The sequence below is a fragment of the Frankia sp. EI5c genome (genome assembly GCF_001636565.1).
In the GTDB taxonomy this organism is placed as follows: domain Bacteria; phylum Actinomycetota; class Actinomycetes; order Frankiales; family Frankiaceae; genus Parafrankia.
Genome location: NZ_LRTK01000006.1, coordinates 73,868 through 97,672, shown reverse-complemented (window position 1 = coordinate 97,672; position 23,805 = coordinate 73,868). Strand labels below are relative to the sequence as shown.

The following is a 23,805-nucleotide window of genomic DNA, read 5'->3' as shown; positions in this document are numbered from 1 at the left end:
GCCGAGCGGCATCACGGCAGGTGGCCGTTGTCCGCGCACCGCGGCCACGGTTCGACCACCTCGAAGCCCAGACCGGCCGCCGAGACCCGGACGAAGTCGGCGCAGCTGTCCGGCCGGCCGCGCCCGGTGCTGAAGTCCACCTTCTGCATGAGCAGACCGTCGGCGTCGTAGTCGTTGACGGCGGCGAGCCCGCGGATGAAGGAAGCCCGGGTCGGGCAGCCGTCCACGGCCCGCAGGCCGCGGAGGAAGAGGTCGGCGCTGATCCAGCCGTTGACCGCGCTGGGCAGGCCCGGCTGCTGGAGCTCGGGGGCGTAGCGGGCCATGGCGGCCAGATATGCCTGCTGGGCGGGCAGGCCACGTTCGAGCGCGGCGAAGGGCAGCGGAGCGTAGCTGCCGACCAGAGCCTGCCTGAACCCCGGTGCGAGCGTGGTCATGTCGTAGCCGGCGGGCGACACCGCGACATCCAGCGGCCGGCCGAGTTCGGCGGCCGCGATGAGCAGGCCGGTGTAGATCTCCAGGGATGTCGCCGCGACCAACGTGTCCGCCCGGGCCTGGAGAATCCGCTGGACCACCCTGTTCATGGTGTTCCGCTCGACGGTCTCCTCGTAGACCACCTGGACACCGGCCGCCTCCAGGCTCCGCCGGGCCCCCGCGACGTAGCTCCGCGAGGCGGGTGAGGCGGGGTCGACCAGCAGCGCCGCGCGGGAGCCACCGCGGGAGGTGACGAACNGGCCCAACGTGGCCGTCGTCTCGACATCGTCACTGACCGCGCTGTAGGCGAACATGTTGGCGTGGTCGCCCCACAACGGCTGGTCGGCGACGCCCAGCACCGGAATGCCCTGTTCGTCGAGCCAGGGCGCGGACTGTTCCGAGAACGCCGTGTGCTCCAGGATCGCGAAGGCACCCTCGGCCGCGAGGTTCTTCGCGGCGCTCAGGTTGACGCTGGCGCTGGAGGCGTCGTCGCGCCACACGGTCGTGATCCGGCGTCCGGCGACGCCGCCAGCCGCGTTCTCCTTCGCGACCCGCGCCTCGACCCCGGCCCGGAAACCGCGGTAAGGGGCGGCCGCCGGGCCGCTGTCCGGGTAGAGAACACCCACCCTGACCTGGCGGTCAGTGACCCCGGGGGAGCAGACGCCGGCGGCCGTTCCGCCGCGGGCGGAGCCCTTCGCCCCGCAGGCACCGACCAGCACCGCGATCACACCCACGACAGTGACGAGCGTCGTACCGAAAGAGCGCTTCGGGAACACCAGGGCGGGCCACCTTTCCCGGTCCGGCGCGCGGTGGCGGCGGAGTGCACGGACGTTCACAACCGAATACGTCCGGGCTGGTGGTCCGGCCCGCGAAGGAGATGGCGCATGCCTTGCCGGCATGCTCGGCGGGCGCTTCGTCCTCCGCGCGCGCAGGAGTGGTGCCTGATGTAACAGCGTTCGGCCGGGTGGCCGCGGGCCGAAGTGTCCGCGGGCGGGGTGCTGGACGTCGGAGGGGACGGGGCGGTGGTGTCCCGGTACCGGCCCGGGGTGGTCATCCGTCCGGCCTCGGGGCCGGTTCGGCACTCAGGTGGCCTGCCGATCAGACAGGTTTGTCACCGCGGCCTCGGGCTGGCCACCCTCACCCTCACTCTCGCCTCACCCCGGCCTCGGGTCAGCCCCCGGCCTGCTGCCCCGAACCACCCGACCTTGATCCACGAACAACGGCCTGGCGAGCGGCGGCGGCCTGGCGGGCGGCGGCGGCCTGGCGGGCGGCGGCAGCCTGTCGGGCGGCGCGCGCCCGACGGATGATGAGGAGTACCGCGGCCTGGCCAACGGCGAGCGCGACCCCGCCGAGGATGAGCATGCCGGCGTGGTCGTCCATCCAGCGGACGAGGCCGAGAGTCCACGGGGAGAGCGCACCGCCCGCCGAAAGGTAGAGCGCGGACGAGATCGCCGACCCCGGGATGATGAACCGCAGGAACCGCCGCATCGGCACGGAGCCCGTGCCCAGCGCCGCGTCGATCGCCAGATTTGTGTGCACGAGGCAGAACCACAGCAGGCCCCGCTGCGCCCACCGCCGCGACAGTGCGACCACCAGGCGGCTGGTGCCGACGCGGCGCAACAGCAGCGACCGGACGTTGTTGCGGGCCAGGCCGAAGTAGCCGATGTCGAGCAACGCCCGGAACACTGTCGCGATCAGCAGAGCGGGAACGAACGCGACCTCACCGCCGACGAGCAGGAGAACCGACAGCGTCGGCCGCAGCGCCACGAGCAGCAGCGGCGCGGAGCCCGCCAGAGCGGGCAGGAAGGCGAGGCCCAGGCCGCCGGCCCCCAGCAACGTACCGGTCAGCAGCGTCGGCCACAGCCGCGTGCGGAGCTGGCGTCGTGGCCCGGTCGGAACGCCGGGCACGGCTGCCTCGGCCTCGGCCTCGGTCTCGGTCGGCTCCACTTGTCCAGTCTTACCCGGCACGCGCCCGACGCCCCGCCGGTGCGTTCCTGGCAGACTCGCCTCGTGCTGACGGTGGGTCTGACGGGCGGAATCGGCTCGGGGAAAAGCGCGGTGTCGGAATGCCTGGTGGCGCACGGCGCCTGGCTGGTCGACGCCGACCGGATCGCCCGGGAGGTCGTCGAGCCGGGCAGCCCGGGGCTGGCCGCGGTCGCGGCGGCCTTCGGCCCGACGGTGCTGGGGCCGGACGGAGCCCTCGACCGCGAGGCGCTGGGCCGGATCGTCTTCGCGGACGTCGACAGCCGCCGCCAACTGGAGTCGATCACCCACCCGCTGATCCGGGCGGAGATGGCCCGGCGGATCGCCGCGGCTCCCGCCGACGGTGTCGTGATCCACGACATCCCGCTGCTCGTCGAGTCCGGACCACGTCCCGGCTACGACCTGATCGTGGTGGTGGAGGCGCCGCGGGAGCTCCGGCTGGAACGGCTGGCCCGGCGTGGCCTGCCGCGTGAGCAGGCGGAGGCCCGGATGGCGGCCCAGGCGAGCGACGAGCAACGGCGTGCGGTGGCCGACATCCTCATCGACAACAGCGGGTCGCTCGATGATCTGCGCGCGCGGGTGGCGGAGGTCTGGCTGGAGCTCCTCCAGCGGCGGGACGCGGCGGCCGGAGCCTGACCGTGGCCTGGGAATGGGACGCGGTCAGCTACGACAGCCTGGTGCTCCCGCACGAGCTGTGGGGCCGCCGCGCCCTCGCTCGCCTGGCACTGGACGGCGGCGAGACGGTGCTCGACGCCGGGTGCGGCACCGGCCGGGATACAGCCGCGCTTCTGGCGGCGCTGCCCCGGGGGCGGGTGCTCGCCGTCGACGCGTCGGCCACCATGCTCGACCAGCTGCGCGCACGCCTGCCCGACGCGGGGGAGCGGCTCACCGTCCTCGCCGCCGACCTGCGGGAACCGCTCCCCGTTCCCGGCCCGGTGGATGCCGTGCTGAGCGTGGCCGTCCTGCACTGGATCGACGACCATCAGCGGGTGTTCGACAATCTCGCGGCCGTGCTGCGGCCCGGCGGCAGGCTGTCGCTGGAGTTCGGCGGACACGGCAACATCGCCGCCGTGGAAAAGGCGCTGGCGGACGTGCTCGGAGAACCGCCGAGGGCGTGGAACTTCGCCACGCCGGCCGAGACGGGGCGACGGCTGGAGGCCGCCGGCTTCGTCGACGTGGAGGTGGCGCTGCGCCCCGACACCGCGCGTTTCGCCGAGCCCTCCGCCCTGCACTCCTACCTGGAGACGGTCGTGCTCGGCGCGCACCTGGGCCGGCTGGGCGCCGACGAGCGGGCCGCGTTCGTCGACGAGGTGGCCCGGCGCCTGCCGGCGCCGGTGATCGACTACGTCCGGCTGGAGGCCGGCGCCCGGCGGGCGGACTGATGCCGGGTGGGCGGATCGAACCCGGGCGGGCAGACCGAACCGAACCGCACTGACCGACCCGGGGCCGGTCAGTTGATCCCCGCGGCCTCCATGCCGCGAAGCTCCTTCTTCAGCTCGTTGACCTCGTCGCGAAGCCGGGCCGCCAGCTCGAACTGCAGCTCCTTGGCCGCCTCGTGCATCTGGTCGTCGAGCTGGCGGATGAGCTGGGCCAGCTCGTGGCGCGGCATCCCGGCGAGCTCGGCGGCGTACCGGCCGACCGCGCCGCCGCCCTTCGACTTCATGCCGGGAACCGGGGCCTTGCCCCGGGACTGAGCCCGCCCGCCACCGCCGATCATCTCCCCGGCCGCGGACTCGCGCACCATGTCGTCGAGAATGTCCACCACCTTCTTGCGCAGCGGCTGCGGGTCGAGGCCGCGTTCGGTGTTGTAGGCGATCTGCTTCTCGCGGCGCCGGTTGGTCTCCTCGATCGCCTGGCGCATCGACGGGGTGATGGTGTCCGCGTACATGTGGACCTGGCCGGAGACGTTGCGGGCGGCCCGCCCGATGGTCTGGATCAGTGACTTGCTCGAGCGCAGGAAGCCCTCCTTGTCCGCGTCGAGGATCGCGACGAGCGACACCTCGGGCAGGTCGAGGCCCTCGCGCAGCAGGTTGATGCCGACCAGGACGTCGAACTGGCCGCGGCGCAGGTCGGTGAGCAGCTCGACCCGGCGCAGCGTGTCGACCTCGCTGTGCAGGTACCGCACCCGGATGCCGAGGTCCAGCAGGTAGTCGGTGAGATCCTCGGCCATCTTCTTGGTCAGCGTGGTGACGAGGATCCGTTCGTCGCGCTCGGCGCGCTGGCGGATCTCGTGCACGAGGTCGTCGATCTGGCCCTTCGTGGGCTTGAGGACGATCTCCGGGTCGAGCAGGCCGGTCGGCCGGATGATCTGTTCCACGACGCCGGCGGCGCGGCCGAGCTCGTACGGGCCGGGAGTCGCCGAGAGGTAGACCGTCTGCCCGATCCGCTCCAGGAACTCCTCCCAGCGCAACGGGCGGTTGTCGACGGCGCTCGGCAGCCGGAAGCCGTGGTCCACCAGGTTCCGCTTGCGGGACATGTCGCCCTCGTACATCCCGCCGATCTGCGGGACGGTGTTGTGCGACTCGTCGANGACCAGCAGGAAATCGTCCGGGAAGTAGTCCAGCAGGGTGTGCGGCGGAGTGCCGGCGGCCCGGCCGTCGACGTGCCGGGAGTAGTTCTCGATGCCGGAGCAGAAGCCGACTTGGCGCATCATCTCGATGTCGTAGGTGGTCCGCATGCGCAGCCGCTGCGCTTCCAGCAGCTTGCCCTGGCCCTCCAGCTCGGCGAGCCGCTCGGCGAGCTCGGCCTCGATGCCGGTGATCGCCCGCTCCATGCGCTCAGGCCCGGCGACGTAGTGCGTCGCGGGGAACACGAAGATCTCCTCGACCTCGCGCACGACGTCCCCGGTGAGCGGATGCAGATAGGAGAGGCGCTCGATCTCGTCGCCGAACATCTCGACCCGGACCGCGAGCTCCTCGTAGACCGGGAACACCTCGACGGTGTCGCCGCGCACCCGGAACGTCCCGCGGGTGAAGGCGACGTCGTTGCGGCCGTACTGGACGTCCACCAGCCGGCGCAGCAGCCGTTCGTGCCCGTACTCGTCACCCACCCGCAGCTTCACCATCCGGTCGATGTACTCCTGCGGCGTCCCCAGCCCGTAGATGCAGCTCACGCTGGCGACGACGATCACATCCCGCCGGGTCAGCAGGCTCATCGTCGCCGAGTGGCGCAGCCGCTCGACCTCCTCGTTGATGGAGGAGTCCTTCTCGATGTAGGTGTCCGTCTGCGCGATGTACGCCTCGGGCTGGTAGTAGTCGTAGTACGACACGAAGTACTCGACGGCGTTGTGCGGGAGCAGCTCGCGGAACTCGTTCGCCAGCTGGGCGGCGAGGGTCTTGTTCGGCGCCATGACGAGCGTGGGGCGCTGGAGGCGTTCCACCAGCCAGGCCGTCGTCGCCGACTTGCCGGTACCCGTCGCGCCGAGGAGCACGACGTCCTTCTCGCCGGCCTGCACCCGCCGGGCCAGCTCGTCGATCGCCGCCGGCTGGTCACCGGCAGGCTCGAACTCCGAGACGACCCGGAACGGTGCCGCCGAGCGCTGGATGTCCGTCGTGGGGCGTTCGAACGTTGTGCTCACGAGTCCCAGAACACCACACGCCTCCGACAGTTTCCCGACGGCCGCCTGCCACCCCCGGCTCGGGCACTCGGACGCGGCCCCGTTAGTCGGCCCCNGGAGTCGGCTCCGGGAGTCGGCTCCGGCCCTACTCCCAGCCGAGCAGCCGCGCCCCGAGCACGGCGGTCTGCAGCACGTAACGGTCGGTCGGGGAGGTCGGGTCATGCCTGGTCAGCACATGGATCCGGTCCAGCCGGTAGGTGAGCGCCCGCACGGACAGGTGCAGTCGCCGGGCGGCCGCGAGCGCCACGCCGCCGGTGGCGAAGTAGGCGTCGAGCGTCTCGATCAGCGGCCGCGCGCCTCCCCGTGCCGCCCGGAGCGGGCTGAGCACCGTGTCGACGAGCTCCTCCAGCGGTTCCCGGTCACGCAGCAGAACCTTGTAGATCAGGAGATCGTCGGTGTGCACCACCTGGCCGTCCAGGCGCATCCGCCCGGCGAGCTCGACGGCGTTGCGGGCCTCGTCGTAGCCGATGCGCACGCCGGCGACGCCGCTGCGGGCCCGGCTGACCCCCAGCCGCCAGACCAGTTCCGGTTCGGTCGCCAGCCGCCCGGTGATGGCCCGGATCGCCGCGGACGGCAGCGAACCGGAGGCTGCGAACGCGGGGAGCGGGGTGAAGCCGATGCCGTCAGGGCCGTGCTGGTCCATCCGCCGCCGCCCTCTGGGGGGCGTGGGCCGCGAGGCCGCCCGGTCCGGTGCGGAACGGTCGATCCGGGGGTGACCGGAACCTCCGTCCGCACGGGTGTGGGCGGCGGGTGTCCGCCCCGGAAGAGTCTTCGCCGTGACCACCCCCGAGCGGACCACCCCGTCCGTTCCGCCGTCCTCGTCCGTCGCGGTGGTCTCGTCCGGCAGGGTGGTCTCGTCCGGCACCTCGGACGCGACTCCTCCGTCGGACAAGTCCGGGCTGTCGAACGGGTTTGGGCCGCCGGGCCGGTCCGGCGAGCCCGGACCGATCGCCGGGAGCGGGGCGATGGGCAGGGTCAGGTCGGTCTCCTGCGGTACGACACAGACCAGCAGGCCGTCCTTGGTCGCGACGAGCGGTTCCGTCGGGCAGTGCTCGCGCAGCGCCTCCTCGACCGAGCGGACCACGGCGCGGCCATCGAGGAAGCGCCTGTTCCCGGCCGCCACGAGGACCACATGCCCGGCCTCCAGCCGCAGGCCGAAGGCGGCTGACCGTTCCAGCAGCGGCCCCAGTTCCGAGGTGCCGGTCAGCAGGTCGTCCACCAGCTCGCGACGCAGCGCCTCCTCCGAGCGCGCCCGGGCCGTCCTGGCCCGCTCGTAGCCCTCGCACACCGCCGCGACCGCGTCGTCACTGGCCCGCAGGACCGCGGACGCGGCCGCCCGGGTGCGTGCGACGGCACCCGCGGTCGGCGCGCCACTCGGGTCGCGTGGCTGTGGGTCGCGTGGTTGTGGGTCGCTCGCCGTCCGGTCCAGGCCGCGGGTGACGCGGTCGAGGTCGCGGGCGGTCCGGTCGGCCTGCCGGACCGTCGGCAGCGACGGCCAGATCCGCCAGGTGGCCGAGAGATAGAGATCGACGAGCGCGGGCAGCGAGGCGCCGGACTCGGCCGCGGCCTGGCCGAGTGCGCGGAAGGTGTCGAGCTCGGCTCGGGACAGGCGCCGGCCGCTGTCCGCGGCGGAGGCGAGGACGTCCAGGTAGTCCCCGAGGAGACCGGCGTGCAGGCGGGCGTCGGCCGCTGCCAGCACGGCGGCCCGCGGGAGCCGGGTGAGGCTCGTGCCCGGCAGCCCGGCCGGCTGGTCGTGGTCCTGCACGGGCCATCCAGGACGTCGGTCGGCGCTTGTCACGACTGGCTGCCACCCCCGTTCGGCTGCCGAGTATCGGCAAGGAAATCGTAGACAAAGTCGCGGACTCCGGACGGTGTCTGCCGGGACGGCGAAGGGCAGGCTGAACGTTAAGCCTGGTGAGAGCGTTCGGCGCACCCGCGACGGGTGGCTGCGGAACGCGGCCGGGCCCGGCCCGGAGCCGTTCCGTTCCCGGGCGGCCGTGGGCGTGCCCCGCCGCCTCGGGTACCGGCTCGGAGATCTCTCGCAGGCGAGTCAGCCCGGACGGAAGTGACAGCTGTGAAAGGGAAAGGATCCACCCGCGACATGTTCACGAAGACCGGCCCGCGCCGTTCCGCGCATCCACCGATCGTGGTGCGCCCGGGTCTTTTCGTGTCCGTAGCGGTCGTCACCGTGGTGTTGGCCGCACTCACCCTGCCCGCCATGGTCCCGGACCGGCCGGGTTTCGCCTACTTCAGCGGTGGTCTGATCGGGGCCGGCCTGCTGGTCGCGATCCTGCTGGCGGCTGACCTCGCGCGGGCCGCGGCGGCTCGCCGGTCGGGGATCACCGTCACCATGATCACGATCGGCGCCTTCGGCAGCCGGCTCGCCCTGGCGCCCGCGGCGAGGCGCGGCGGCACCGGTGGCGGCGGCACCGGTATCGGACCGACGCCGGGCGGTGACCAGCCGTGGCACCTCGACCCGCGGGATCAGGCGCCGGCCGGGACGGGGCGCCGTTCCGCGTCCACCGCGTCCACCGCGCGTGACCCGCTGACCCCGGCCTCGGGTGACACGGCCGCCGACGGAGCCATCGCCCGAGCGGGGCTCGTGGTCACCGCACTGGCGGGGGCCGTCCTCGTCGCCGCCGGCGCACTCGCTCCCGGCGGCACCCTGGAGCTGTTGGGTGAGGTCGCACTGTGGGTCGGCACCTTCGCCCTGCTCATCACGATCGTCGACCTGCTGCCCGCCCCGCGCAGCGCGGGCGGGCGGATGCTCGCGGCGAGGGTGGCGCGGCGAACCGGGGACGAGGACGCGGCCGCGGCCGCCGTGGCCCGCGCGGGTGTCATCACCGGGTGGACTCTGATCGTCGTCGGGATCGTGGCGTCGTTCCTGATCGGCCTGGTCGGCCTGTGGGCCGTGCTGCTCGGCTGGCTCGCGCTGGGCAGTTCGCGGCTCGCTCAGGCGCAGCAGAAGGCCAGTACCGCACTGAGCGGTGTCTTCGTGCGGGACGTGATGGTCCCCGCGCCGCCGCCGCTGCCGGCCTGGCAGACGATCTCCGACGCGCTGGACGAGGTCGCGCTCCCGTCCGGCCGCTCGGTCTTCGCGGTGCGGGACTTCGCGGGGCCGCTGGTCGGGGTGGCACTGCTGCGTGACCTCGCGGCGGTTCCCGCGGACGACCGGGGCCTGGCTCGCGTCACCAGGGTCGCCATCCCGCTGGAGCGGGTCGCCGTCGCCCGGCCGGACGAGCCGCTGGCGAGCGTGACCTCGCGGCTGGCGCAGCGGCCGGCGGCCGGGGTGATCGTGGTCCTGCGGGACGGCCCGGACGGTGTGCCGGAAATGGTCGGCACGGTGGGCCCCGGGGAGATCACCCGAGCTCTCGAGACGTCACCCCTGCGCGGCCGGGTCGTCTTCCCGGCCGGCTTCGGCCGGAACCGCTGACCTTGGTCCATCCCCGTACCCGCTCTGGCCGGCTGATGGCAACGGAGCCCGGCCGGTCAGAGCACACATCATCCTGCGGATCAGCCCTGCCGTGCGATCGGCCGTGCGCGGGAACTGCCCACCTTTACTGAAACTGAGTCCGGAAGACATTCGGAGGAAATTTCGTGCATGTACCAATCTGGGCCTGGGCCGCCTTCGTCGGCGGTCTGCTCCTGCTTTTGGCGATCGACCTCCTGGCGCATCGCCGGGCGCACGTAATCGGCTTCCGTGAAGCCGCGTGGTGGAGTGTCGGGTGGGTCTCGCTCGGAATCGCCTTCGCCTTCGTCATCTGGGCCTGGCAGGGCCCGGTCGCCGCTGGCGAGTACACCTCGGCGTACCTGCTGGAGAAAAGTCTCTCGGTTGACAACCTCTTCGTCTTCGCGCTGATCTTCTCGTACTTCAAGGTCCCGCGCGAATATCAGCACAGAGTGCTGTTCTACGGGGTTCTGGGAGCACTTGTCCTGCGGTTCCTGTTCATCGCCGCCGGCATCGCCCTGCTGGAGCAGTTCAGCTTCGTCATCTACATCTTCGGTGCCTTCCTGCTGTACACCGCCTTCAAGATGGTGCAGGGCGGTGGTGTGGACATGGATCCGGGCAACAGCCGGGCGGTCCGGCTGCTGCGCAAGGTGATTCCGGTGACGGACACCTACGAGGGGCAGCACTTCCTGCTGCGGCGCTCGGGGGTCCTGNTGGCCACGCCGCTGCTCGCGGTCCTGGTCGCGATCGAGACCGCCGACGTGTTGTTCGCGTTCGACTCGGTGCCCGCCGCGCTCGGCGTGACCAACGAGACCTTCATCGTCTACTCCGCCAACGCCCTGGCCATTCTGGGACTCCGGTCGCTGTTCTTCCTGCTCTCCNGGCTGCTGGAGAAGTTCCACCACCTCGCGAGCGGACTGGCCGTCATCCTCGCGTTCATCGGTGTCAAGATGCTGCTGACCGACGTCTGGCACATGTCTGTCTGGCTGTCCCTGTCGGTGATCGCGGTGGTGCTGGCCGTCTCGGTCATCTGGTCCCTGACGACGGCGCCGCCCGTGAGCGCGGCTGACGGCGGTGACCGGGCTGACGGCGGTGACCGGGCTGACGGCGGTGACCGGGCTGACGGCGGTGACCGGGCTGACAGCGGCGCGGCGGCTGACAGCGGCGGCGCGTCCAGAACGGGCGGGTCGTCCGGTGCCGGCCACCGCGGCCGCTGATCGACCGCCGCGATCCCTCGCAATGATTGATAGGAACTAATGACTGGGCGACGCGCCGATTGTCTTCTGTGCGACAGCGGCGCGCGCACGTTAGTGTTTCGGCATCTCCGGGATCTTCCGAGAAGCCCCAATCCGCGACCTCCTCCTCCAAGGCGGACTATGCAGACCTTCCTGGCAGTCGTTGTTTCCTACGGTGGATCGCCCCAACTACGGAGCCTTCTGACTGCATTGTCCGGGATCGCCGGCGGTCGGGTGACGCTGGTGGAGAACCGGAGCGACGCGATGCACGAGGACCTGCCAGCCGGGGTGGAAGTGCACGAAGGGCACGGGAACGTCGGATACGGGACAGCGGTGAACATAGCCGTGCGGAAGTCCCTCGCCGCCGAGCGGGACCGCCGCCCGCCGACCAGCGAGGTTCCCGGGTGGATTCTCGTGGTGAACAGTGACGTGACCATCTCCGCCGAGACGTGCGCCCTGCTGCCCGACCTGCTGGGCTCCGTACCCGCCGGGGCAGACGCGGTGGGATTCCCACTGCGGGCCGAGAGCGGCCTAGCGGGCAGGGGCACGGCCGTCCTGCCGNACGTCCGCACCAGCGCGTACACCGCGGTGCGCGGCGAGGCCGCGGCGGTGGCCCGCTGGCCCGAGCTCCGCTACCCGGTCGGGGCCTTCTTCGGCATCCGGACCGACGCCTTTCTCCGGCTGGGCGGATTCGACCCGTCCTACTGGATGTACTACGAGGAGACCGATCTGTTCGCGCGGCTGCGCGCGGACGGCGGCGTCATCCACTGGGCCGATGACCGCTGCCGGGTCACCCACGTGGGCGGCGGGACGGTGGGCCGAGCCGCGCTGCTGTATGCCGAGCTCGGCCGATCCGCGGTCATCTACGCGCAGCGGCACCGTGACGAGGTGGGGCGGGGCTGGCTCGCAGTGCACGCGGCGCAGCTCGTCGTGCTCACGGCGCGCAAGCTTGCCGCCGGCCGGACCCACGACGCCCGGCGCGGCGCGCGTATCCTGGCCGGTCTCGTCGCCGGTCTGGCCCAACCGCACCGGGAGCCCGCCACCCGGTCGCGCTGGAGCGCGGTGCCGTCCGCCCGGCGACGTGACCTCGGGCGCGTCGATCAGTCCATGCTGGGCACCGACGCCACCGGGCTGGTTCCGCCGCCCCGGTCGACGGTGCGGTCCTCGTCCTGGGCGACGGCCGACCGCTGACGCACCGACCCGCGGGCCAGTCACCCACCGACCCGCGGGGCAGCCGACCCGTTGGCCCGCGGACGCCGGCCCGGCATCGTCCGTCGGCTACCAGCCGCGGGCGCGCCACTCCGCCAGGTGCGGGCGCTCGGCGCCGATGGTCGTGTCCTTTCCGTGGCCCGGGTAGATCCACGTGTTGTCGGGCAGGGGACCGAAGACCTTCGCCTCCAGGTCGTCCATCAGTGTTCTGAACGCGGCCGCGTCGCCGAAGGTGTTCCCGGGACCGCCGGGGAAGAGGCAGTCGCCGGTGAACAGGTGCGGAGCGCCACCGTCCTGGTCGTAGAGCAGGGCGACCGATCCGGGCGTGTGCCCCACCAGGTGCACGACCCGCAGCGTGACCTCGCCGACGCGTACCTCGTCGCCGTCCCCGACCGGGTCGGTGGTGGGCACGGGGATGGCCGGCACATCCAGCGGGTGCGCNACGGTGCGGGCGCCGGTCGCGGCCACGACCTCCTCGAGGGCCTGGACGTGGTCGCCGTGCCGGTGCGTCGTCACCACGGTGCTCAGCCCGGCGTCACCGACGAGGCGCAGCAGGGTGCCCGTCTCGTTCGCCGCGTCGATGAGGAGCTGCTCACCGGTGGCGGCGCAGCGCAGCAGATAGCAGTTGTTGTCGAACGGGCCGACCGCAACCTTGGTGATCGTGAGGTCCGGCAGCTCGCGGATGTCCGCGGGCCCGCCGACGGTGACGTCGCCTGTGTAGCCGGCGCCGATGTTCATCAGGGTTCTCCTCGATCTGTCCGTGGACCACCTGTGCCGGCAGATCGCCGCCCCGAGCCCCCACGGTCGCGACGGGCCGGGCCTGACGACCCGAGGGCCGTCCTCATTCTCATCGGTGTCTCGGTGCGGTGTCCTCGTCCCGAGGCCGCTGCTCGGTGTGGTCTCCCCGCCCGGAGGAAGGCGGCCGGAGCGGGCGCCGGGTCGGAGAGAGCCAGGTCACACAGCCGGTGCTGCCGGAATCGTCGTTCGGCGGAGGTGACTCCCCGGTGCGTCTCGGCGGAGCCGTGGGCGTGGCGCCGCAGGGGATGTGGGCCTCGTGGTTGCCTCCCGGCTCCGGCGGCACGGCTGTTGCGGGCAGTTCGTCCGGGGCGTGTAGCGTCGGCTGTGTTCGAACGCGCGTTTGGGCGCGGTGGGCGGCCAGCCGGACGGGTCCGGCGGCTCACCTGCGGCCGGCACCCGACCGAGGACGACGAGGGACCTGAGGATGGCCGACCGTCTTGTCGTGCGCGGAGCACGTGAGCACAATCTCCGTGACGTCGATCTCGACCTGCCCAGAGACGCTCTTGTGGTCTTCACGGGGCTGTCCGGTTCGGGTAAGTCCAGCCTCGCCTTCGACACGATCTTCGCCGAGGGGCAGCGCCGGTACGTCGAGTCCCTCTCCGCCTACGCGCGCCAGTTCCTGGGCCAGATGGACAAGCCCGACGTCGACTTCATCGAGGGCCTGTCGCCGGCCGTCTCGATCGACCAGAAGTCGACGTCGCGCAATCCGCGCTCGACGGTGGGCACGATCACCGAGGTCTACGACTACCTGCGACTGCTGTACGCGCGGGTCGGTCACCCGCACTGCCCGAAGTGCGGGCGCCCGATCTCCCGGCAGACTCCGCAGCAGATCGTCGACCGGCTGCTCGAGCTTCCGGAGGGCACCCGCTTCCAGGTGCTGGCCCCGGTCGTGCGCGGCCGCAAGGGCGAGTACGCGGACCTGTTCGCCGAGCTGCAGAGTTCCGGGTTCGCCNGGGTGCGGGTCGACGGCACCGTCGTGCCGCTCACCGAGCGGCCGAAGCTGGAGAAGCAGCGGAAGCACACGATCGAGGTCGTGGTCGACCGGCTCGCGGTGAAGGAGTCGGCCAAGCGCCGCCTCACCGACTCGATCGAGACCGCCCTGCGGCTGGGGAACGGCCTGGTGCTGCTCGACTTCGTCGACCGGGACGCGGCCGACCCCGACCGCGAGCGCATGTACTCCGAGCACCTGGCCTGCATGTACGACGACCTGTCCTTCGAGGAGATGGAACCGAGGTCGTTCTCGTTCAACTCGCCGTTCGGCGCCTGCCCGGAGTGCACCGGCCTGGGGACGCGCAAGGAGGTCGACCCCGACCTGGTCGTGCCCGACCCGACGCTCTCGCTGGCGGAGGGGGCCATCCAGCCCTGGTCGGGCGGGCACAACAAGGAGTACTTCCAGCGGCTGCTGAGCGCCCTGGCGGAGGACCTCAGCTTCCGGATGGACACCCCCTGGGAGGGGCTGCCGGAGCGCGCGCGCAAGGCCATCCTGCACGGCAGCGGCGAGACCGAGATCCACGTCGGCTACACCAACCGCTACGGCCGCAAGCGTTCCTACTACACCTCGTTCGAGGGGGTGCTGGCCTTCCTGCGGCGGCGGCACGCCGACGCGGAGTCCGAGAGCAGCCGTGAGCGCTACGAGGGCTACATGCGTGACGTGCCCTGCCCGGCCTGCCGGGGCGCCCGCCTGAAGCCGGAGTCGCTGGCGGTGACCCTCGCCGGGCGCTCCATCGCCGAGGTCTCGGCGATGTCGATCCGGGAGTGCGCCGACTTCCTGCGTGAGGTGGAGCTCAGCGAACGGGAGCGGACCATCGCCGGGCGGGTGCTGAAGGAGATCGACGCCCGGCTGGCCTTCCTGCTGGATGTGGGGCTCGACTACCTGTCGCTGAACCGCGCCGCCGGCACGCTCGCCGGTGGCGAGGCACAGCGCATCCGGCTCGCCACCCAGATCGGCTCCGGGCTGGTNGGTGTGCTCTACGTGCTCGACGAGCCGTCGATCGGCCTGCACCAGCGNGACAACCGGCGGCTCATCCAGACCCTCGTCCGGCTGCGCGACCTGGGCAACACCCTGATCGTGGTGGAACACGACGAGGACACGATCCGCGCCGCCGACTGGGTGGTCGACATCGGGCCGGGCGCGGGGGAGCACGGCGGCCGCGTGGTCGTCTCCGGCTCGGTCGGGGACCTGCTGGGCAGCGAGGAGTCGCTCACCGGCGCCTACCTCTCCGGGCGGCGCGAGATACCGGTCCCGGCCGTCCGCCGGACCCCGGTCAAGGGCCGGGCACTGACCGTCCACGGCGCCCGTGAGCACAACCTGCGTGACGTCACGGTGTCCTTCCCGCTCAGCTGCTTCGTGGCGGTGACCGGGGTCTCGGGGTCGGGAAAGTCGACGCTGGTCAACGACATCCTCGCCAGCGTGCTCGCCAACCACCTCAACGGCGCCCGCGAGGTGCCGGGCCGGCACCGCACGGTGAGCGGGCTCGACCACCTCGACAAGGCCGTGCGGGTCGACCAGTCGCCGATCGGCCGGACGCCGCGTTCCAACCCGGCCACCTACACCGGCGTGTTCGACCACGTCCGGCGGCTGTTCGCCGAGACGACCGAGGCGAAGGTCCGTGGCTACCTGCCGGGCCGGTTCTCGTTCAACGTCAAGGGCGGCCGCTGCGAGGCCTGCTCCGGTGACGGCACGATCAAGATCGAAATGAACTTCCTGCCGGACGTGTACGTGCCGTGCGAGGTCTGCGGGGGCGCTCGGTACAACCGGGAGACCCTTGAGGTCCACTACAAGGGCAAGAACATCGCCGAGGTGCTGGACATGCCGATCGAGGAGGGGGCCGAGTTCTTCGCGGCCGTGCCGGCGATCGCCCGCCACCTGCGCACCCTCAACGATGTCGGGCTGGGGTACGTGCGGCTCGGCCAGCCGGCGCCCACCCTCTCCGGTGGCGAGGCGCAGCGGGTGAAGCTCGCCTCGGAGCTCCAGCGCCGCTCGACCGGCCGCACCGTGTACGTGCTGGACGAGCCCACCACCGGCCTGCACTTCGAGGACATCCGCAAGCTGCTGGCCGTGCTCGGCAGGCTGGTCGACGCGGGCAACACCGTGATCGTGATCGAGCACAACCTCGATGTGATCAAGACCGCCGACTGGATCGTCGACATGGGCCCGGAGGGCGGGACCGGCGGCGGCCGGGTGGTCGCCGAGGGCACGCCCGAGAGCGTGTCGACGGTGGCCGCGAGCCACACCGGGGCGTTCCTGCGCGAGATCCTCGCGGGGCGGGGGGCGGCCGCTGCCGCGGCCGGCCACGGCAGCCTGGTGGGTTCCGCGCAGGCAGGCTGACGGGCCGGCGGCCCCGTGGTGGCGCCCCGAGGCCCCGCCGGGCGCCCGGGCCAGGTCACTCCGCCAGGTCCCGCGGCGCGCGGGCCGCGCAGCCCGTCAGGTCCGCGGCGGCGCTCGAACGTGCCGCGGCGCTCAGGTCTGCAGCAGATCGTCGAGGACGGCGTCCAGCGCTACCTCCGTGTGTTCCTCACCGGCGGGCACGACTCGCTCGGTGCGGTCCAGAAAGCTGCGGACCGGCGCCGCGTCGAGGACGACCACCGAGCGCCGCTCGCCGTTGGCCAGCTCCAGCCGGATGCCGCCGCGGCTCGGGTCGGGGGTGATGCGCACGTCGCCGTCGCCCACCGGCGCCGGGCCCTCGAGCCCGGCCCGCAGCGCGTCGCGGGGAGCCACCCAGTGACCCTGGGGCAACGCGGGGTGATCAGGGCGGGAGACCAGTACCAGGGCGACCGCGAGCGGGTCGCAGCTGCGCCAGATGACCTGAAGGACGGTGATCCTCCCGCGCCCCGGTGCGTCGTCGACGACGAACTCCGTCGTGACGTCCTCCACCTGCACGCGTCGGCCCCCTTGGTTCGCGTCCACCGGCCACGCCACCTGGCTGGCCCTGCCGCGTCGCCGGCCTCGCCGCGCCGCCGGCCCGCCTTGCGGCTGGTGTCCACCGTCGCAGCAGTCCGGCTCTGATGCCACCGACCGGACCCGATTCAGCATACGGCGACCGGGCGGCCACCGAGGGCGGATGGGAGATCGTATTCGCGACAGGACGACCGGAAGGTGAGGCGCCCCCGCGGGAGCACACTGCTGCTCAGGGGATTCCCGTGTCCGGATGTGGTCCGCGAGCGCCCTCGGGGTGTCTCCTGGTGGGCCGGCGAGGCCGGGTCGCGTGGGTGCGAGGGGAAGGCCACGTTGTCATCACGTCAGGATCGCCCGCTTCACGTCACGGAGTGTAAGCGAGTCATTTACCAGTAGTTTGCGGGCCGCCTCGCGTTGCGCCCGGGGCGGCTCGCCGGGGTGAGGTTCGGGGGCCCTCGACATCTTGGATGCTCAGCGTGATGAAATGGATACGTGCAGGCACCGCTCAGGTCGGAGGACGACGGCCGTAGGCTCGGTTCATGGCTGATCCGGCGACCTACCGGCCCCCGCCGGGCTCGATCCCCGAGACCCCTGGCGTATACCGCTTCCGCGACGAGCACGGCCGGGTCATCTACGTGGGTAAGGCCAAGAGCCTGCGCGCCCGGCTCGCCAACTACTTCGCCGACCTCCACACCCTGCATCCGCGCACACAGCACATGGTCACCACGGCCTGCTCCGTNGAGTGGACGGTGGTGTCCACGGAGGTCGAGGCGCTTCAGCTCGAGTACACCTGGATCAAGGAGTTCGACCCGCGTTTCAACGTCCGCTACCGGGACGACAAGAGCTATCCGAGTCTCGCGGTGACGTTGTACGAGGAGTTCCCGCGGCTGCAGGTGATGCGCGGGCCCAGGCGTCGCGGGGTGCGCTACTTCGGCCCGTACGCGCACGCCTGGGCGATCAGGGAGACCCTGGACCTGTTGCTGCGGGTCTTCCCGGCCCGCACGTGCAGCACGGGCGTGTTCAAGCGGGCCGGCCAGGTGGGGCGGCCCTGCCTGCTCGGGTACATCGACCGCTGCTCCGCGCCCTGCGTGGGCCGGGTCGACGCGGCGGCGCACCGGGAGATCGTCGATGACTTCTGCGACTTCATGTCGGGGCAGACCGGCCGCTACCTGCGTCGTCTCGAGGGCGAGATGGCGGCCGCGGCCGAGGCGCAGGAGTACGAGCGAGCCGCCCGGCTGCGCGACGACATCGGGGCCCTGCGCCGCGCGGTCGAGAAGCAGGCCGTCGTCCTCTCCGACGGGACCGACGCCGACGTGATCGCCTTCGCCCAGGACGAGCTGGAGGCCGCGGTCCAGATCTTCTACGTCCGTGGCGGCCGGGTACGCGGCCAGCGCGGCTGGGTCGTGGACAAGCTCGACGACGTCACCACGGCGGACCTCGTCGAGCAGTTCCTCACCCAGGAATATCTCGATGGGGCCCGGACGGACGGTTCCGCGGGGCCCGCCGGAGCCGCCGCCCCCGCCGGAGCGGCCGCCCCCGTCGTGGTGGATCCGGGCTCCGGATACGCGGGCGAGATCCCGCGGGAGATCCTCGTGCCCGAGCTGCCGCCGGACTCCGAGGCCGTCACGGAGCTGCTCAGCCGGGCCCGTGGCGCGCGGGTTGACCTGCGTGTTCCCCGCCGGGGAGACAAGCGCACCCTGATGGAGACGGTGGAGCGCAACGCCAAGCAGGCCTTCGCTCTGCACCGGACGAAGCGAGCCGGGGACCTGACCGCCCGCAGCCGGGCGCTGGCCGATCTGCAGGAGGCGCTGGAACTTGCGGACGCACCGCTGCGCATCGAGTGCTTCGACGTGTCGAACACGCAGGGCACGAATGTCGTGGCCAGCATGGTGGTGTTCGAGGACGGGCTGCCGCGCCGGTCGGAGTACCGCCGGTTCGCCATCCGCGGCGTCGACGGCCAGGACGACGTGGCGAGCATGCACGAGACCGTGTACCGCAGGTTCTCCCGCTACCTGGCCGAACGCGCGCGGACGGGTGAGCTGCTCGGAGACCCGCTCACCGACGGTATGGACGCCGGGGCCGCGGCCGGGGCGGGCGGGAGTGGCGCCACGGCCGTGACGCGCGCCGAAGGACTGCCTGCTGACGGACTGCCTGCTGACGGACTGCCTGCTGGGCTGCCCGGGGAAGGGGCGCCCGGCGGGGAGCCGCGGGTCGGGCAGCCCCGGAAGTTCGCCTACCCGCCCAACCTCGTCGTGGTCGACGGCGGGCCGCCCCAGGTGGCCGCCGCCGCGCGGGCGCTCGACGAGCTCGGTGTCGACTCCGGGCCGGGCGGGGTGGCCCTCTGCGGGCTCGCCAAGCGGCTGGAGGAGATCTGGCTGCCGGGCCAGGACGAGCCGGTGATCCTGCCGCGGACCAGTGAGGCCCTCTACCTGCTGCAGCGGGTGCGGGACGAGGCACACCGGTTCGCGATCACCTATCACCGGCAGAAGCGTTCGACGGCCATGGTCGCCTCGGCGCTGGACGGTGTTCCGGGGCTCGGGGAGACCCGGCGCAAGGCGCTGCTGCGGCAGTTCGGCTCGGTGGCGAAGGTTCGCGCGGCCAGCGCCGAGGAGATCGCCCAGGTCCCGGGCATCGGGCCGCGGACGGCGGAGGCGATCGTGACCGCGCTGGCCCGGTCGGCGCCCGGTGGGAAGGAGGCGCCCCCGCCGGCGGTCAACCCGCTGACCGGCGAGATCATAGGCTCCGGCGCGACGTCCGATTCCGTTTCCGTGGGGCCGATCGGCGAGGACGGCGGGGCGGGCGCACAGGATGCTCTTCGGGGGGCGGCAGGATGACCACCGCTACGCTTGATCTCGCCATCATCACCGGGCTGTCCGGTGCCGGCCGCAGTACGGCCGCGAAATGCCTGGAGGATCTCGGCTGGTTCGTCGTCGACAACCTGCCGCCGGCGCTGCTGTCGACGATGGCCGAGCTCGGCCACCGGTCCGGCGGTGCGGTGAGCCGGATCGCGGTGGTCGTCGACGTCCGCGGCCGCGCCTTCTTCTCCGATCTGCGGGCAGCAGTGGAGGCGTTGGACTCGCGGGGCATGCATCCGCGGATGCTGTTCCTGGAGGCTTCCGACGATGCCCTGGTACGCCGGTTCGACCATGTCCGGCGGCCGCATCCGCTCCAGGGCGACGAACGCGTGGTCGACGGGATCAACCGGGAGCGGGCGCTGCTCGCGGAGCTGCGCGGCGAGGCCGACCTGGTCCTGGACACGACCGACCTCAACGTGCATGAGCTGCGGGCGAAGATCGACGTGGCCTTCGGGCAGCCGCGGACGAACCGGTTGAACGCGACCGTCGTCTCGTTCGGCTACAAGTACGGTCTGCCGCTCGACGCCGACTTCGTCGCGGACTGCCGCTTCCTTCCGAATCCGCACTGGGTCGAGTCGCTGCGCCCCTACACCGGGCGGGACCCGCAGGTGCGCGACTACGTGCTCGCCCAGCCGGGCGCCACCGAGTTCGTCGACCAGTACACATCGCTGCTGCACCTCGTCGGCGAGGGATATGTGCGGGAGGGCAAGCGGTATCTGACGCTCGCCGTCGGCTGNACCGGTGGCAAGCACCGCAGCGTCGCCGTGGCCGAGCAGCTCGGCGCGCGGCTGGCCGCCGACGGGATCGGCGTGCGCGTGGTGCACCGGGATCTGGGCCGCGAGTGACCGGCGACGCTCCCGCGATCACCGCGTTCGGCGGCGGGCACGGCCTCGCCGCGTCGTTGGCGGCGCTGCGGCGGATCACCCCACGGCTGACCGCGGTCGTCACCGTCGGCGATGACGGCGGATCGTCGGGCCGGCTGCGGGCCGAGCTCGGCGCGCTGCCGATGGGCGACCTGCGAATGGCGCTGGCGGCCCTCGCCGGAGCCGACGGATGGTCTCGGACCTGGGCGGACCTCTTCCAGCACCGGTTCGGCGGCGAGGGGGCGCTCGCCGGTCACGCCGTCGGCAACCTGGTCCTGACCGCGCTCGCGGAACGCGCCGGTTCCCCGGTGGCCGCGCTCGACCTCGCCGCGTCGCTGCTCGGGGTGGCCGGCCGCGTCCTGCCGCTGTCGTGCGACGGCATCGACATCGTCGCCGACGTGACGGGCCTCGACGACGCGGCGCCGGGGGTGCCGGTGGAGGTCCGCGGCCAGGCCGCGGTCGCCACGACACCGGGCCGGGTCGCCGGTGTTCGGCTGGTACCCGCGGCGCCCGCCGCGTGCGGAGCGGCGCTGGCCGCCGCCGAGGCCGCCGACTGGATCGTCCTGGGCCCGGGATCGCTCTACACCAGCGTGCTGCCGCACCTGCTCGTCCCGGACATGCGCGCGGCGATCAGCGGTTCCCGGGCCCGCCGCGTGATGGTGCTCAACCTGGTGGCGCAGCCCGGTGAGACGGCCGGGTACACGCCCGAGGCGCATCTGTACGCGCTGGCCACCCATGCCCCCGGTCTCCGGCTGGACGTCGTGGTCGCGGACCCGGCGGCGGTGGGTGACCCGGAACCGCTGGCGGCGGCGGCGGCGGAGCTGGGCGCCCGGGTTCACCTGGCGCCGGTCCGGGCCGCCGGCGAGCCCGCACTGCACGATTCCGAGCTTCTGGCGGCGGCGTTCGACGCCGTGTTCGCGCACAACGGCCGGTCGTACACCGGCCGACCCGAAACCGCCCAGCCCGGGCCGTCGCGGCTCGGGCCGTCCCAGCCCGGGACGCCTCAGCCGGGGACAGGCAGGCCCGAGTCCGGCTGGGCGGCGGTCCCGACACCCCCCCTGCCCGCGGACGGGCGTCCCTGGCCGGACCGGCAGCCGGGTGCTGCCTGCGCCGATCCCTCGGGCGTCGGGTGCTCAACCTCCGGTGGCCACGGCCACCGGATCCCCTCCGGTGAATGCAAGGAGTGATCGGTGTGGCGGCGATGACGGCCACCGTCAAGGACGAACTGAGCAGGCTGCGAGTGGCCAAGCCCTGCTGCCGGCGGGCTGAGATGGCGGCGCTCCTGCGGTTCGCCGGCGGCCTGCACATCGTCGGCGGGCGGATCGTGGTGGAGGCCGAGCTCGACACGGGCGCCACCGCGCGACGATTGCGCCGGGAGATCGCCGAGGTCTTCGGTTTCCCGTCCTCGGTGGCGGTACTGGCTGCCGGCGGGCTGCGGCGGTCGGTGCGCTACATCGTCCGCGTCGAGCGGGACGGCGAGCAGCTGGCCCGGTCGACCGGGCTGCTCGACCAGCGCGGCCGACCGGTCCGCGGCCTGCCGCCGCAGGTGGTGACCGGCTCGGCCTGCGACGCGGCCGCGGCGTGGCGGGGGGCGTTCCTGGCCCACGGCTCGCTCACCGAGCCCGGCCGCTCCTGCTCGATGGAGGTCACCTCACCGGGCCCCGAGGCCGCCCTCGCGCTCGTCGGGGCCGCCCGGCGCATGGGCGTGCAGGCCAAGAGCAGGGATGTCCGCGGTGTGGACCGGGTGGTGGTGCGCGACGGCGACGCGATCGGCGCCCTGCTGACCAGGATCGGTGCGCACGACAGCCTGATGGCCTGGGAGGAGCGGCGGATGCGCCGCGAGGTCCGGGCCACGGCGAACCGGCTGGCGAACTTCGACGACGCCAACCTGCGGCGGTCGGCGCGGGCCGCGGTGGCGGCGGGGGCACGGGTGCAGGCGGCGATGCGCATCCTCGGGGATGACGCGCCGGAGCACCTGCTGGCAGCCGGACGGCTGCGGCTGGAGCATGCCCAGGCGTCGCTGGAGGAGCTCGGCGCGCTCGCCGACCCGCCGCTCACCAAGGACGCGGTCGCCGGACGAATCCGTCGTCTGCTCGCGCTGGCGGACAAACGTGCCAACGCGCTGGGTATCCCGAACACCGAGGCCAGTGTCTCGCCGGAACTCTTTGAGAACGCCTGAGCACGCAATCAGGGCACTCAACGGGGCACTGCAGGTGCGTGGGCACGCACCGTGTCGGTACGGGGTGATGGGATAGGGTGTTTGTCGAAAGGCGCTGCATTCAACCAATTGCTGAGGGTGCCGGGTCCCCCGATGTGAGGAGACCGACATGGATCGGTTCGGATTCCCGCCGATGATGTCCGGACTCGCTAGGCTCCTGGCACACGACGGCACACGAGCATAGGGAGTCCTGGACGTGGCTACGCGGGTGGGTGTCAACGGCTTCNGGCGAATCGGTCGTAACTTCTGGCGGGCGCTTGCGGCCAGCCGGCGGAGCGATCTGGAGATCGTCGCCGTGAACGACCTGACCGACAACAAGACGCTGGCGCACCTGCTGAAGTACGACACCACCCTCGGGACGCTGACCGACCCGGTCTCCGTCGCCGAGGACGGGATCCGGGTCGGCGACACCACGATCAAGGTGCTCGCCGAGCGCGACCCGGCCGCACTGCCCTGGGCTGACCTGGGCGTCGACGTCGTGATCGAGTCGACGGGCCGTTTCACCACGGCCGAGACCGCCGGCAAGCACCTCGCCGCGGGCGCCAAGAAGGTCATCATCTCGGCTCCGGCCAAGGGTGAGGACCTGACGGTCGTCATGGGTGTGAACGACGACGTGTACGACCCGGCGAAGCACCATATCCTGTCGAACGCCTCCTGCACGACGAACTGCGTCGCGCCATTGGCGAAGGTTCTGGACGAGGCGTTCGGTATCGAGCAGGGCCTGATGACCACGATCCACGCGTACACCAATGACCAGGTCATCCTCGACTTCCCGCATTCGGACCTGCGCCGGGCCCGCGCGGCGGCACAGAACATCATTCCCACCACCACCGGCGCGGCGAAGGCGACGGCGCTTGTTCTTCCGCATCTGAAGGGCAAGCTCGACGGGATCGCGATGCGCGTTCCGGTACTTGACGGTTCCGTGACCGACCTTGTCGTGAATCTCGCCCGCGCGGCGACGAAGGACGAGATCAACGCGGCCTACAAGGCGGCGGCTGAAGGACCACTGAAGGGTTACCTCGTCTACACCGAGGACCCGATCGTTTCGTCCGACATCGTGGGTACCCCTGCCTCCTGCACCTTCGACTCGCAGCTGACGATGTCCAGCGGCACCCAGGTGAAGGTCGTCGGCTGGTACGACAACGAGTGGGGCTACTCCAACCGTCTCGTCGACCTGACCGGCCTCGTCGCCGCCCGGCTGTAGCCGGCGCGAG

14 protein-coding genes and 13 pseudogenes are annotated in these 23,805 nt (G+C 72.2%); 18 read left to right on the top strand and 9 right to left on the bottom strand.

Annotated elements, in window-relative coordinates:
* Positions 1-11: 11 nt before the first annotated feature.
* The 3 genes and pseudogenes from UG55_RS32180 to UG55_RS03865 form a co-directional block, all read right to left on the bottom strand.
* A pseudogene (locus tag UG55_RS32180) lies at positions 12-729 on the bottom strand (ABC transporter substrate-binding protein); the annotation flags it as partial.
* A gap of 1 nt (position 730) precedes the next feature.
* The coding region (locus UG55_RS32175) for an ABC transporter substrate-binding protein (protein WP_242423701.1) at positions 731-1,370 on the bottom strand (640 nt) is incomplete at its 3' end.
* Positions 1,371-1,641: 271 nt separating this feature from the next.
* Entirely contained in the window at positions 1,642-2,418 is a 777-nt protein-coding gene (locus tag UG55_RS03865) for a hypothetical protein (RefSeq protein WP_242423700.1), read from the bottom strand.
* A gap of 72 nt (positions 2,419-2,490) precedes the next feature.
* Here UG55_RS03865 and coaE point away from each other — a divergent pair, with 72 nt between their 5' ends.
* Positions 2,491-3,090, top strand: coding sequence for a dephospho-CoA kinase (gene coaE, locus UG55_RS03860; RefSeq protein WP_066063503.1), 600 nt, complete (start codon positions 2,491-2,493; stop codon positions 3,088-3,090).
* Between the two features lie 2 nt (positions 3,091-3,092).
* Positions 3,093-3,836 (top strand): trans-aconitate 2-methyltransferase, encoded by a 744-nt coding sequence (locus UG55_RS03855; protein ID WP_066062963.1) that lies wholly within the window; start codon positions 3,093-3,095, stop codon positions 3,834-3,836.
* Positions 3,837-3,904: 68 nt separating this feature from the next.
* On the opposite strand, the pseudogene UG55_RS32170 reads toward UG55_RS03855, so the two are convergent.
* The 3 genes and pseudogenes from UG55_RS32170 to UG55_RS03845 form a co-directional block, all read right to left on the bottom strand.
* Positions 3,905-4,983, bottom strand: a pseudogene (locus UG55_RS32170) (helicase-related protein); the annotation flags it as partial.
* A gap of 1 nt (position 4,984) precedes the next feature.
* Positions 4,985-6,031: DEAD/DEAH box helicase family protein (locus UG55_RS32165; protein WP_242423699.1), on the bottom strand; the 1,047-nt coding region annotated here is incomplete at its 3' end.
* 124 nt (positions 6,032-6,155) lie between these two features.
* On the bottom strand, positions 6,156-7,868 hold the full coding sequence (locus tag UG55_RS03845) for a helix-turn-helix domain-containing protein (RefSeq protein WP_128422833.1): 1,713 nt from the start codon (positions 7,866-7,868) through the stop codon (positions 6,156-6,158).
* A 303-nt stretch (positions 7,869-8,171) separates the two neighbouring features.
* On the opposite strand from UG55_RS03845, the gene UG55_RS03840 reads away from it, so the two are divergent.
* From UG55_RS03840 to UG55_RS32140, 5 genes and pseudogenes are all read left to right on the top strand, one after another.
* Positions 8,172-9,503 (top strand): peptidase M50, encoded by a 1,332-nt coding sequence (locus UG55_RS03840; protein ID WP_066062955.1) that lies wholly within the window; start codon positions 8,172-8,174, stop codon positions 9,501-9,503.
* A 164-nt stretch (positions 9,504-9,667) separates the two neighbouring features.
* A pseudogene (locus tag UG55_RS32160) lies at positions 9,668-10,231 on the top strand (tellurium resistance protein TerC); the annotation flags it as partial.
* 1 nt (position 10,232) lies between these two features.
* Positions 10,233-10,399: pseudogene (locus tag UG55_RS32155) on the top strand (tellurium resistance protein TerC); the annotation flags it as partial.
* Position 10,400: 1 nt separating this feature from the next.
* Positions 10,401-10,735: pseudogene (locus UG55_RS32150) on the top strand (tellurium resistance protein TerC); the annotation flags it as partial.
* A gap of 580 nt (positions 10,736-11,315) precedes the next feature.
* Positions 11,316-11,944: glycosyltransferase family 2 protein (locus UG55_RS32140; RefSeq protein ID WP_396230793.1), on the top strand; the 629-nt coding region annotated here is incomplete at its 5' end.
* An 87-nt stretch (positions 11,945-12,031) separates the two neighbouring features.
* Here the strand turns inward: UG55_RS32140 and UG55_RS32135 are convergent.
* Together UG55_RS32135 and UG55_RS32130 are read right to left on the bottom strand one after the other, a co-directional pair.
* Positions 12,032-12,403, bottom strand: a pseudogene (locus UG55_RS32135) (MBL fold metallo-hydrolase); the annotation flags it as partial.
* A 1-nt stretch (position 12,404) separates the two neighbouring features.
* Positions 12,405-12,700 (bottom strand): MBL fold metallo-hydrolase (locus tag UG55_RS32130; RefSeq protein WP_242423697.1); only part of this gene is annotated, 296 nt, incomplete at its 3' end.
* Between the two features lie 484 nt (positions 12,701-13,184).
* On the opposite strand from UG55_RS32130, the pseudogene UG55_RS32125 reads away from it, so the two are divergent.
* From UG55_RS32125 to UG55_RS32110, 4 pseudogenes are all read left to right on the top strand, one after another.
* A pseudogene (locus tag UG55_RS32125) lies at positions 13,185-13,712 on the top strand (excinuclease ABC subunit A); the annotation flags it as partial.
* Between the two features lies 1 nt (position 13,713).
* A pseudogene (locus UG55_RS32120) lies at positions 13,714-14,719 on the top strand (excinuclease ABC subunit A); the annotation flags it as partial.
* A 1-nt stretch (position 14,720) separates the two neighbouring features.
* Positions 14,721-14,767: pseudogene (locus UG55_RS32115) on the top strand (hypothetical protein); the annotation flags it as partial.
* A gap of 1 nt (position 14,768) precedes the next feature.
* A pseudogene (locus tag UG55_RS32110) lies at positions 14,769-16,088 on the top strand (ATP-binding cassette domain-containing protein); the annotation flags it as partial.
* A 132-nt stretch (positions 16,089-16,220) separates the two neighbouring features.
* On the opposite strand, the gene UG55_RS03815 reads toward UG55_RS32110, so the two are convergent.
* Positions 16,221-16,640, bottom strand: coding sequence for an SsgA family sporulation/cell division regulator (locus UG55_RS03815; protein WP_066062934.1), 420 nt, complete (start codon positions 16,638-16,640; stop codon positions 16,221-16,223).
* A gap of 554 nt (positions 16,641-17,194) precedes the next feature.
* Between UG55_RS03815 and UG55_RS32105 the strand changes: the two are divergent.
* From UG55_RS32105 to gap, 7 genes and pseudogenes are all read left to right on the top strand, one after another.
* Positions 17,195-17,394 (top strand): annotated as a pseudogene (locus UG55_RS32105) (GIY-YIG nuclease family protein); the annotation flags it as partial.
* A gap of 1 nt (position 17,395) precedes the next feature.
* Positions 17,396-19,489, top strand: a 2,094-nt coding sequence (uvrC, locus tag UG55_RS03810; RefSeq protein ID WP_242423695.1) for an excinuclease ABC subunit UvrC, incomplete at its 5' end; no start/stop codon positions are given.
* Positions 19,486-20,246 (top strand): annotated as a pseudogene (rapZ, locus tag UG55_RS03805) (RNase adapter RapZ); the annotation flags it as partial. The gene uvrC and the pseudogene rapZ, both read left to right, overlap by 4 nt.
* A 1-nt stretch (position 20,247) precedes the next feature.
* Positions 20,248-20,355, top strand: a pseudogene (locus tag UG55_RS32100) (RNase adapter RapZ); the annotation flags it as partial.
* Positions 20,352-21,560 carry a uridine diphosphate-N-acetylglucosamine-binding protein YvcK gene (gene yvcK / locus UG55_RS03800; RefSeq protein ID WP_066062921.1) on the top strand — a complete coding sequence of 403 codons (1,209 nt, stop codon included), beginning with the start codon at positions 20,352-20,354 and terminating at the stop codon, positions 21,558-21,560. The pseudogene UG55_RS32100 and the gene yvcK, both read left to right, overlap by 4 nt.
* A complete protein-coding gene (gene whiA, locus UG55_RS03795) occupies positions 21,548-22,552 on the top strand; it encodes a DNA-binding protein WhiA (RefSeq protein WP_199865022.1) in 1,005 nt (334 codons plus the stop codon). Before yvcK ends, whiA begins: the two co-directional genes overlap by 13 nt.
* A 266-nt stretch (positions 22,553-22,818) precedes the next feature.
* Positions 22,819-23,795: type I glyceraldehyde-3-phosphate dehydrogenase (gap, locus tag UG55_RS03790; RefSeq protein WP_242423694.1), on the top strand; the 977-nt coding region annotated here is incomplete at its 5' end.
* Positions 23,796-23,805: the final 10 nt, after the last annotated feature.